Genomic DNA, 11,615 nt, shown 5'->3' with positions numbered 1-11,615 from the left:
CCTCGCTGCTGATCTCGACCTCGCGGATGAGGAGTCGCGATCGCTATTGAACACGTGTCCAACGAGTGATACGGTAGCCCGTGATGAAGACGACGTCAAGAGCTGCCGCACCCCGCCGGCTGCCGCCCGAGGAGCGTGAGCGCTCGATCCTCGACGGCGCCGTCGCGCTGGCCTCCGAGAGCGGACTCGAGGCGCTGACGGTGCGTGCCGTGGCCGCGCACGTCGGCGTGACGCCCGCCCTCGTGGCCCACTACAGGCCCGTGATGGAGTCGTTCGTCGCCGAGGTGTTCACGGCGATCGTCGCGGCCGAGCGCGACGAGGTCATCGCCGCGTACGACCCCGCCGTCGACCTGCGCGCGAACCTCCTGCGCCTCATCGAGACGCTGCTCGACGACTCGCGAGACGACGTCGCGATGGTCTGGGTGCAGTCGTGGGCGCTCGGTGCGCGGAACGAGGCGCTCGGCGCGCGAGTGCGGGCCGAGATGGACCACTGGCACAGTGCGCTCGAAGACCTCATCACCCGAGCGATCGCCGAAGACTCGGCGCTCCCGGTCGATCCTGCGTCCCGTATCGACGCCGCATCCTCGGCGTGGATGCTGTTGGCCATGGTCGACGGCATGAGTGCCCATTCGCTCGTGCACTGGGCCCCGCGCGACCGCGCCGACCTTGCCCGCCGCACCCTCACGGCCGTGCTCGACGTGCCGGTCGCTCCGGCAACGGTCACCCCCTCACAGCTCGCAGAAACCCACAGGTAAGGACAGCTCATGGGAGCAGAACGCATGCACGCGGCCTCGGCCGAATCGACGGCGATCGTCGATGCGGTGCTCGACTACTCGCGACGACGGATGCTCGCCGCCGACGTGCCGCTCGACAAGCCGCAGAGCCCAGCCGAGCTCAACCGGCTGGTCGGCACGACGATCACCGATGCAGGCCTCGGCTCGCAGCGCGCTCTGAGCGTGTTCGAGCACATCCTCGCTCCCGCGTGCCTGACGACGAGCCACCCGTCGTACCTGTCGTTCATCCCCACCGCGCCGACGATCGCCTCGATCGCGTTCGACCTCGTGGTGTCGGCATCCGGCCTCTACGGAGGCAGCTGGCTCGAAGGGGCAGGAGCCGTGCACGCCGAGAACGAGGTCCTCTCGTTCCTCGCCTCCGAGTTCGGCCTCCCCGACACCGCGGGCGGGGTGTTCGTGCAGGGCGGCACGATCGGCAACCTGTCGGCTCTGGTCGCGGCTCGCGAGTCCGCGAAGGCGAAGCTTCTCGAGGCGGGCAAAGAGCTGCCGACGCGGTGGAAGATCGTCTGCAGCGTCGAGGCGCACTCGTCGAACAAGTCGGCGGCGAAGGTCATGGATGCCGATGTGCTGCTCGTGCCCGCGGGCGACGACGGGGTGCTGCGGGCGGATGCCGTGCGCGAGGCGCTGCGCGAACACGGAGACGAGATCTGCGCGGTCGTGGCCACCGGAGGCTCGACCAACTTCGGCATCGTCGACGACATCGCCGGCATCGCCGCGCTCAAGGACGAGTTCGACTTCTGGCTGCACATCGACGGGGCCTACGGTCTCACCGCGATGCTCGCCCCCGAGGCCCGAGGAATCTTCGCGGGCGTCGAGCGCGCGGACTCGGTCATCGTCGATCCGCACAAGTGGCTGTTCGCGCCGTTCGACTGCTGTGCCTTGATCTACCGCGACCCCGAGGCCGGTCGCCGCGCGCACACTCAGCACGCCGAGTACCTCGACACCCTCACCGACGCGGGCGACTTCAGCCCGTCGGACTACTCGATCCAGCTGACCCGGCGCCCTCGCGGGCTCCCGCTGTGGTTCTCGTTGGCGACCTACGGCGTGACCGCCTATCGCGAGGCCGTGAGCGCGACGCTCACTCTCACGAAGACGATCGCCGCAGAGATCGCCGCCCGCCCCGAGCTGCGCCTCGTGCGTGATCCTCAGCTCTCGGTCGTCGTGTTCGAGCGCGAAGGGTGGAAGCGCGAGGACTACGACCGCTGGTCCGACGAACTCCTCGACTCGCAGCGCGCGTTCGTCGTGCCGAGTTCGCATCGCGGGCGTCCGAACACGCGCTTCGCGATCCTCAACCCGCTCACGACCTTCGACGACCTCGTCGGCATCCTCGACACGATGAAGTAGGCGCGTGCGCCCGATGTGCGGACGCGCGTACGTTTCGCGGACGGATCCGGCCACTTCGTCCGCGGATCGGGTCATGCTCCGCAGATCGTGACGCAGGGCGGCGGCGGCAGGGGACTGCACCGGCGGCAGGGGACTGAGCCGGCGGCAGGGGGCTGCGGCGGGTGGCAGGAGTTCTGCGTCAGCGCCCGGCCAGCACCGCGGCCGTGTCGCTGATTGTGATCTGCGGCGGGTAGAGCCCCATCACCTGCATCGCGGCCGCGTGGTTCTCGGCCGTAGACCCGGCGCACGCGTCGACGACGACCGTGACGTGCGCTCCGGCATCCGCTGCGGCCAGCGCGGTCGAGATGACGCAGCAGTCGGTCGAGACGCCGGTGAGCACGACGCGAGCCCCGCGACCCACGATCGCCTCGATCTCGCCACCCCACTTGCCGAACGTGGGCAGATCGAGGGTCGGATGCGGCGACAGACCGACCGCGTCGGATACGAGGGCGAAGAGCGGGTCACTCGTGGCCTGGTCGGCGAACGGCCAGGCAGCGAAGTACTCGCCCCAGGAGGTCGAGCGGTCGGCGGTCGGCATCCAGCGCGTCACGATGACCCGCTCGCCGAACGAGTCGGCGAGTTCGCGGATGCGGGGGATCACATCGGCGAAGAACGGCGATCCCCACGCCGAGTCGGGCGATGCGAAGATCGCCTGCGGGTCGATCACGACCAGCCAGGAGTCCTCCGCCGACGCCGAAGGGCTACCGCTCACGCCGTCTGCTCCTGGCGACGGATCTTGCCTGCCCTGGCGAACCACGTCACGACGAACGACAGCACCAGCGCGAAGAACACCCCGAGGTTCGCGTACGCCCAGTCTCCGTCGACTCCGCCGACGAGACCGAGCAGGTAGCCCTGCCAGTTGTTCCAGGGCGCGGCATCCGCGAAGCCGTTGAGTACGAAGCCCCAGCCGATGACGCTCGCGACCACCATGGTGCCGATCGAGATCCAGTCCCAGGCGCCGTAGCGACCCCGGCTGTCGAAGAGGGCCTCCTCGTCGTAGTCCTTCCGGCGGCGCAGGATGTCGGCGATCAGGATGCCGGCCCACGACGCCAGCGGAACGCCGAGCGTGATGAGGAAGCTCTGGAACGGGCCGAGGAAGTCGGTGGCGAAGAACACGACGTAGATCGTGCCGATGGTCAGGATCACTCCGTCGATCGCCGCGGCCGACGGGCGGGGGATGCGGATGCCGAGGCTCAGCAGCGTGAGGCCGGAGGAGTAGATCCCGAGCACGGCGCCCGAGACGAGGGCGAGCACGGCGGTGAGCAGGAACGGCACGAGCACCCAGAGGGGCAGGATCGTCGCGAGGGCACCGATCGGGTCGGCCGCGATCGCGGTGCTGAGTTCGTCGTCGGAGCCGGCGAGCAGCACGCCGAACACCACGAGCACCACCGGGGCGATCGAACCGCCCACCGTGTTCCACAGCACGATCGCACCGTCGGATGCCGTGCGCTTCTGATACCGCGACCAGTCGGCGGCGATGTTGATCCAGCCGAGGCCGAAGCCCGTCATCACCATGACGAGTGCGCCGATGACCTGTCCGATGCCGCCGTCCGGCCGGGCCATCACGGCGGCGATGTCGATGGTCGGGGCCGCGAGGATGATGTAGAGGATCGTCACGGCGCCGGTCACCCAGGTGAGCACCGACTGCAGCTTCATGATCGTGTGATAGCCGAGCACGGAGGCCGTCACGATGAGGGCGGCGACGATCAGGGTGGCGATGATCTTCAGCGCGATGCTGTCGCCGTCGCCGCCGAGCTGGGTGATGACGGTGGCTGTGGCGAGCACCGCCATGATCGCGAGGAACGTCTCCCAGCCGATCGAGGTCAGCCACGAGACGATGCCCGGCACCTTCTGACCCTGCACGCCGAAGGCGGCGCGGGAGAGCACCATGGTCGGCGCGGATCCGCGCTTGCCGGCGATCGCGATCAGCCCGCACAGCAGGAACGACACGACGATGCCGATGACCGACACGATCGTGGCCTGCCAGAACGAGATCCCGAAGCCGAGCACGAACGATCCGTACGACATGCCGAACACCGACACGTTCGCCGCGAACCACGGCCAGAACAGGTCGCGCGGCTTCGCCGTGCGCTCGGATTCGGGGATGATCTCGATGCCCGCGCGCTCGATGAGAGCAGGCTTGATGTCCGTCATGCCATCATCCTGGCACTGCAGGAGCGCTGCGGGGGCGCTCCGGTGGCTCAGCCGGCGAAGAATGCTCCCGCCACGCGGGCGAGGTCGTGCAGATCCGAGACTCCGGCGAGCTCGCGCGCCGAGTGCATCGACAGGATCGGGATGCCGACATCGACCGTGCGGATGCCGAGACGCGTCGCCGTGATCGGGCCGATCGTCGACCCGCACCGCACATTGTTGTTCGAGACGAACTCCTGCGTGACGACGTCGGCCGCCTCGCACCAGTTGCGCCAAGCGGCGGAGCCGACCGCATCCGTCGCGTAGCGCTGGTTGGAGTTGAGCTTGAGGATCGGTCCCGAGCCGAGCACGGGCTGCACCACCGGGTCGTGCTTGTGCACGTAGTTCGGGTGCACGGAGTGGCCGACGTCGCTCGACAGGCACCACGATGCGGCGAAGGCGCGGCGACGCTCGGACGAGTCGGCGCCGAGGGCGTCGTACACGCGGCCGAGGATGTCTTCGAGGAAAGGACCCGCCGCGCCGGAGCGCGAGTTGGAGCCGAGCTCCTCGTGGTCGAAGGCGGCGAGGATCGCGATGGGGCCGGTCGCGGGCGTGCCGAGAGCCTCCAGTGCCACAACTCCCGCGTGCACGGAGGCGAGGTCGTCGAGACGGCCGGAGGCGAAGAACGCGTCGTCCTTGCCGAACACCGCGCCGCGCGCCGAGTCGGCGATCACGACGTCGTAGCCGCGGATCTCGGATGCCGAGACGCCGGCAGAGTCCGCGAGCTCCGCCAGGATGTCCTCCTGTGTCGGGTCGCCGAGCCCCCAGACGGGCTGCGTCTGGAACTGCTTGTCGAGCGCGAGTCCACTGTTCGCCTCGCGGTCGAGGTGCACGGCGAGCTGGGGAAGGCGCAGCAGCGCACCTGTGTCGGCGAGCACGACGCGGCCGTCGGCGAGGGCGAGGCGTCCGGCGAGGCGCAGCTCTCGGTCGAGCCAGGAGTTGAGGAGCGGGCCGCCGTAGACCTCGACGGCCACCTGCAGCCAGCCCTTCGACCCGGTGGTCGGCTGCGGCTTGAGCTTGAACCCGGGGGAGTCGGTGTGGGCGCCGAGCACGTGCGCGGGGGTCACGGCCGTCGCATCCGCTGGAACGGTCCACGCGATGGCGGCCCCGTCGCGGACGACGAGGTAGCGTCCTCCGGGAGTCACGTCCCACGCGTCCTCCTCGGCGAGAGGCTCGAATCCGGCATCCTCCAGCCGCCTGGCCACCTCGGCGGCGGCGTGATAGCTCGAGGGCGAGGCGGCGACGAAGTCGGCGAGGTCCTCGGCGTGGGCGAGTGCATCCGGGGTGACGGGCATGAGCGACCTTCCTGAAGGGGGTCCTTCGATCGTAATCGGCGAGGCCGGGGCACCTCGTCGAACCGCCCGTCAGCGGCCGCAGGTCACCACAGCCGATATGACCGGAATACCGGTCTCGATCCGATATCGGCGTTCGATACGGGACCGAATCCAGGCGGGGTCCGGGTCTATGGTCGAGTCGCGAGGTGTGTCGTTCCGAACGATGCGGGGAGACCTCGGGGGAGAAACGCAGGGTACAGCTGTGGCCGCACACGCTCACTCGTCCATTCGTCGCACCATCGCCGGTGCGACGGCCGCACTTCTGATCGCGGTGGGGCTCACGGTCGTCACGGAGACCGTGGCGCCGACGCCGGCATCCGCGGCGCAGAACCCGACCCAGTGCGCAGGTTCGCTCTCGCTCGACAACGGCAGCTTCGAGCAGCCGGTGTTCGCCTCAGGGGTGATCATCGCCGACGAAGCCCTCGTGCCCGGCTGGTTCACGACCGCGACCGACAACCAGATCGAGCTGTGGCGTTCCCCCGGCAACCCCCGCAACTACCCGGCAGGGCAGGGCTCGCAGTTCGCCGAGCTCAACGCCACGCAGGCGAGCACGCTCTACCAGGATGTCGCGACGACACCGGGGCAGACCCTGTACTGGTCGCTCAAGCACCGCGGACGTGAGGGCAATGACACGATGCGCGTCGTGATCGGCGTGCCGGGGAGCACCCTCACGAACGTCAGCGGCTCGCTCACCGACGGCACCGCGGCCTGGGGGACCCACACGGGCTCGTACACGGTTCCGGCAGGTCAGACCACGACGCGCTTCGGATTCCAGGCGGTCAGCAGCGCGACCGGCAACGCGTCCGTCGGCAACCTGCTCGACGACATCGCGTTCGGCACCGGGCCCTGCCTCATCTCGACCAAATCGGTCGCCAACCTCACCCGTGGCGGCACGTCGGCCGAGATCGGCGACACGCTTCGCTACACCGTCACCACCCGCAACGACGGCGGAAACCCGGCCCTCCAGTCGGTCTCCACCGACGTGTTGCCCGCCGGAATCGACTTCGTGCCGGGCTCGATCCGCATCGTGAGCGGACCCGGCGCTGGAACGCTCACCGACGCGACAGGCGATGACAGAGGCGAGTACACGAGCGGGAACCGCACGCTGAGGGTACGCCTCGGCGATGGGGGAACCGCCACGGCGGGCGGCTCCGTCGGCGTGGATGCGGTCACGTCGTACACGTTCGACGCCAAGGTCAGGACGGAGGCTGCCGGCACCACGATCGTCAACGAGGCGCGGGTCGCCTTCCGCGAACCGGTCACCAACATCGACCGCACGTCGACCACGCAGGAGGCACTCACACCGGTGAATCAGGCGGCCGACCTGGCGATCACCAAGACGCTCGACACGAGTCCGCTGGTCGCGGGCCAGCCGGTGACCTTCACGATCGGGGTCACGAACAACGGACCCCAGACCGCAACAGGGGTCACCGTGACGGATGCCGTGCCCGCCGGGCTGACAGCCGTGCAGGCGACGCCGAGTGGTGGATCCTGCACCGTCGGCGCGACGATCTCGTGCGCCCTTCCTGACCTCGCGGTCGGGGCCGGCGCGACGATCACCGTGACCGGTACGGTCTCACCCTCGTTCGAGCCGGGGGCGGCGCTCACGAACACCGCCTCGGTGTCGGGCACGCGCTTCGACGTCAACCTCGCGAACAACACCGCGACCGCGTCGGGCTCCCTGACAGCGATCAGCGATGTGTCGGTGACCAAGTCGTTCTTCCCGGCGGTTCCCGTCGCGGGTCAGAACGTCACCTACACGCTGATCACGCGCAACGACGGCCCGTCCGAGGCCCGCGATGTGCGGCTCACCGACCCGCTCGACCCCGAGACCGCCTTCGTGAGCGTGCTGTCGGATCAGGGCACATGCACCGTGGCATCCGGAATCGTCGACTGCGCCATCGGCACCCTCGCTCCCGGCGCCGTGGTGACCACCACCATCGTCGTCGAGATCGATGCGGATGCCGCCGCCGTCGTGCAGAACTCGGCGAGCGTCACGAGCAGCACGCCCGACTCCGACCCCACCAACAACGTCGACTCCACCAGCTTCCAGCCCGACATCATCGCCGACCTGGCGGTCACCAAAACTGCATCCGCTGCTCAGGTCGCCGCCGGTGACACGGTCGACTTCACCCTCGCCGTCAGCAACCTCGGCGACTCGGATGCCGTCAACGCGGTGCTCGACGACACCCTCCCGGCCGGGTTCACCGTGACCGGGGTCACAGGACCCGCCGGTTCGGACTGCTCGTTCACCGCCGGATCGATCCGGTGCACCTGGGCCGATCTCGTGGTCGGCGGCCCCGTCGATGTGGTCGTCTCGACGGTCGTCGATTCCGACGCGCCCGTGGGCGTCTCGACCAACACGGCGTCGATCGCGTCGCCTGCGGATGACGTCAACACCGCGAACAACTCCGACTCGGTCGATGTCGAGATCGTGCAGAGCGCCGACCTGAGCATCCAGAAGTCCGCTCCCGCCACGGGGACCCCCGGCAGCGCGTTCACCTACACGCTCGTCGTGACGAACGACGGTCCGTCGGTGGCGCGCGGCGCGACCCTCGCCGACACCCTGCCGGCAGGGTTCACCGCCACGTCGGTCGACGACGCGGGCTGCTCCATCGGCGCAGGCGCGGTGACGTGCTCGGTGGGCGATCTCGCACCGGGGGACTCCGTCACGGTGAACGTCACAGGCACGTGGGCGGCGACTGCCTCCGGCACGATCCGCAACACCGCGACGACCACCTCTGCGACGCCGGACCCGAGCACGGCGAACAACACGTCCAGTGTCGACGTGGCGCTCACGCCGAGTGCGGATGTCAGCGTGGTGAAGACGACGTCGACTCCGAGCATCCCGCTTCGCGGTGAGGCGAGCTTCGTGATCACGGTGCGCAACGACGGCCCGTCCGCCGCTGCGGGCGTCGTCGTGACCGAGGTCGCGCCGGCCGGGCTCGAGGTCACCTCGGCGGCGCCGTCGGCGGGCACATGGTCGCCCGCCGATCATCAGTGGACGGTCGGCACTCTGCTGCCCGGCGAGTCCGCCACCCTGGCCGTGACGGCCACCGCGACCGTGGTCGGCACGCTCACCAACACGGCGACGGCGACCTCGCCGACGCCCGACCCCGATCCTTCCGACAACACCGGCACCTCGACGGTCATCGTGACGCCGTCGGCCGACCTGTCGATCGTCAAGACGAGCTCGGTGAATCCGGCTCCCGTGAACGGGTCGATCACCTACACGATCGTCGTGACGAACGGCGGACCGAGCCCGGCATCCGCCGTCGCGATCGCGGACTCCCTGCCGGCCGGCCTGTTGAACCCGACGACTCCGACAGCCGGATGCTCGATCACCGCCGCGCAGCTCGACTGCGCGGTCGGCGCGCTCGCCGTCGGCGCGACGTTCACCGCGACGGTCAGCGGAACGGTCGACCCCGCGATCGCGAGCGCCGCGCTGTCGAACACCGCGACCGTGACATCGACGACGCCGGATCCCGATCCGTCCGACAACAGCTCGACGGTCGAGGTCCCCGTGTCGGGGACCCCTCGCGTCGAGCTCGTCAAGACGGCCGGGGCTCCGGTCGATGCGAACGGCAACGGACGCACCGACGTCGGCGACACCGTCGCCTACACGTTCACGGTGCGTAACACCGGCGACGTGACGCTCACGAGCGCCGCGATCACCGACCCCCTGCTCGGGGGAGCGGTGGCCTGCGCGGCTTTCGGCGCACCGCTCGCGCCGGGGGCGTCGGTGACCTGCGCTCCTGTGGACTACGTGCTCACGCAGCAGGACATCGATGAGGGCACGGTGCACAACGAGGCATCCGTCACCGCCGAGTCCGCGCTGGGCACGGCGACCGACGGCGCGGAGGCGGACGTGATCGTCCCTGCCGTGAACAGCGTCGTGCTGACCAAGGTGCCGAGCCTGGTCGACGACGCCGACAGCAGCTCGGATGTCACAGCCGGTGACACCATCGCCTACACGTTCACCGTCACGAACACCGGGACGACCACGCTCACGGATGCGCAGATCAGCGACCCGATGCTGGGCGGACCGGTCGTGTGCGCGGCTCTCGCGGGGGCCTCGCTGGCCCCGGGGGCGTCTGTGACGTGCGCGCCGGTCGATTACACGCTGACGCAGGGCGACATCGACGAGGGGATCGTGCGCAACACGGCATCCGTCACCGCCGACGCCCCCGTCGGAACGGTGACAGACACGGCATCCGCCTCAGCCGACATCGAGCGCACCGCGGGCATCGATCTGCAGAAGAACGTCGGTCAGGTGCAGGATGCGAACGGCGACGGGTTCATCGGCGCCGGTGACACGGTCCAGTACTCGTTCACGGTGCGCAACACGGGCAACACGACCCTGGACGACGTCGAGATCACCGACCCGCTGCTCGGCGACGATGCGCTGTGCGCGGTCGACGAGCTCGCAGTCGGCGCAGCGAACGACTGCGGACCCTTCACGTACACGCTCACGCAGGCCGATATCGAGAACGGCAGCCGACCGAACACGGCGACCGCGACAGGCACGGGGCCGCTGGGCGCGGTGCGTGACGATGCCTCCGCCGAGATCGTGTTCGTCGGAACCCCCGGCATCTCGCTGACGAAGACCCCGGGGGAGCCGGTCGACGCGAACGACGACGGCATGATCGGCGCGGGCGACACGATCGCCTACTCGTTCCGGATCCGCAACACCGGCACGACCGTGCTGACCGACATCGTGCTCGATGACCCGCTGCTCGGCGGCATCGTCGACTGCCCCGCTCTCGACGGTCTCGCACTCGTGCCGACCGACGTCGTCGATTGCGGACCGGTCGAGTACCTGCTCACTCAGGACGACGTCGACGCAGGCATCGTCCGCAACACGGCGACGGTGACCGGTCAGTCGGTCGCCGGAAGCGCCGAGAGCGCCGACGATGCCGATGTGACCGTGATCGGCACCGATGCGCTCACCCTGCTGAAGTCTGCGGCTGCGGTCGTCGACGCGAACGGCAACGGACGGACGGATGCCGGCGACACCATCGCCTACACGTTCACCGTGACGAACTCGGGAACCACACGTCTCACCGACGTCGCGGTGTCCGATCCGCGCCTGGACGGCGATGTGGTGTGCGACACGACCGACCTCGCCCCCGGCGACTCGGCGCTGTGCACCGGCCCTGCCGCGGTGATCACTCAGGCCGAGATCGACGCCGGGCAGATCGTCAACACCGCGACGGCGACCGGCACAGGAACAGGAGACGTGCCACCGTCCGCCGAAGACACGGTCACGACGCCTCTCGAGGTGCAGCCGGCGATCGCGCTCGCGAAGACCGGAGGCGAGTACGCCGATGTGAACGGGAACGGCAAGGTGGATGCCGGCGACACCGTGCAGTTCCGCTTCACTGTGACGAACACCGGTGCGCGGACGTTGACGGCCATCGCCATCGACGATCCGAAACTCGGCGCGACGCTCGCCTGCGAGATCGCCGACCTCGCGCCCGGTGACACCGCCGCCTGCGGACCGATCGGCTACACGCTGACCACGGCCGATGTCGCGAGCGGCAAGGTCGTGAACGTGGCGACGGTGAGCGGTGCCGCGGGCACCGTCGTCGTCACGGCCGCGGCGACCGCGACGGTCGATCTCGACGTGCTGGCAGTGACCGGTGGCGTCATCACCGGGCTCGGCTGGGCGCTCGCGCTGCTGGCGGTCGGTGCGCTCGTGCTCTTCGTGTCACGCGTGCGTCGCCGGGAGACCGAGCACAGCCTGACGGACTGAGAACTGATGTGAAGCGCCCGGTACGGATCCCCGTGCCGGGCGCTTCACGGTTCTCCGGGCATCCTGCTCCCGGTGTCTGTTCACCTGCTGGTCACCGTCTCCGGGTACTGTCGCTCTCGATAGCGCCTAGGGTTCCGGGGTTCGTCCCGTCTGGTCCGA

General features: G+C 69.4%; 6 protein-coding genes. 3 read left to right on the top strand and 3 right to left on the bottom strand.

Translation table 11 applies throughout. The features are described 5' to 3' along the window. Nucleotides 1-83 precede the first annotated feature (83 nt). Together JOF42_RS16690 and JOF42_RS16685 are read left to right on the top strand one after the other, a co-directional pair. Nucleotides 84-755 carry a TetR/AcrR family transcriptional regulator gene (locus JOF42_RS16690; RefSeq protein ID WP_210098832.1) on the top strand — a complete coding sequence of 224 codons (672 nt, stop codon included), beginning with the start codon at nt 84-86 and terminating at the stop codon, nt 753-755. 9 nt (nt 756-764) lie between these two features. Beyond that, complete coding sequence (locus JOF42_RS16685; RefSeq protein WP_210098831.1) at nt 765-2,138, top strand: pyridoxal phosphate-dependent decarboxylase family protein; 1,374 nt, start codon at nt 765-767, stop codon at nt 2,136-2,138. 178 nt (nt 2,139-2,316) lie between these two features. Here JOF42_RS16685 and JOF42_RS16680 read toward each other — a convergent pair whose 3' ends face one another. The 3 genes from JOF42_RS16680 to JOF42_RS16670 are packed head-to-tail and all read right to left on the bottom strand — an operon-like array spanning nt 2,317 to nt 5,662. Continuing rightward, on the bottom strand, nt 2,317-2,889 hold the full coding sequence (locus JOF42_RS16680) for a cysteine hydrolase family protein (protein ID WP_210098830.1): 573 nt from the start codon (nt 2,887-2,889) through the stop codon (nt 2,317-2,319). Next, nucleotides 2,886-4,331 carry a purine-cytosine permease family protein gene (locus JOF42_RS16675; RefSeq protein WP_210098829.1) on the bottom strand — a complete coding sequence of 482 codons (1,446 nt, stop codon included), beginning with the start codon at nt 4,329-4,331 and terminating at the stop codon, nt 2,886-2,888. Before JOF42_RS16675 ends, JOF42_RS16680 begins: the two co-directional genes overlap by 4 nt. Nucleotides 4,332-4,378: 47 nt before the next feature. Beyond that, nucleotides 4,379-5,662 (bottom strand): M18 family aminopeptidase, encoded by a 1,284-nt coding sequence (locus JOF42_RS16670; protein WP_210098828.1) that lies wholly within the window; start codon nt 5,660-5,662, stop codon nt 4,379-4,381. A gap of 241 nt (nt 5,663-5,903) precedes the next feature. On the opposite strand from JOF42_RS16670, the gene JOF42_RS16665 reads away from it, so the two are divergent. Beyond that, complete coding sequence (locus JOF42_RS16665) at nt 5,904-11,456, top strand: CLIPPER-2 domain-containing protein (RefSeq protein WP_210098827.1); 5,553 nt, start codon at nt 5,904-5,906, stop codon at nt 11,454-11,456. Nucleotides 11,457-11,615 lie beyond the last annotated feature (159 nt).

Source organism: Microbacterium phyllosphaerae, from assembly GCF_017876435.1.
Classification (GTDB): domain Bacteria; phylum Actinomycetota; class Actinomycetes; order Actinomycetales; family Microbacteriaceae; genus Microbacterium; species Microbacterium phyllosphaerae.
The sequence above is the reverse complement of the archived record's forward strand: the minus strand, read 5'-3'. Positions and strand labels throughout refer to the sequence as shown.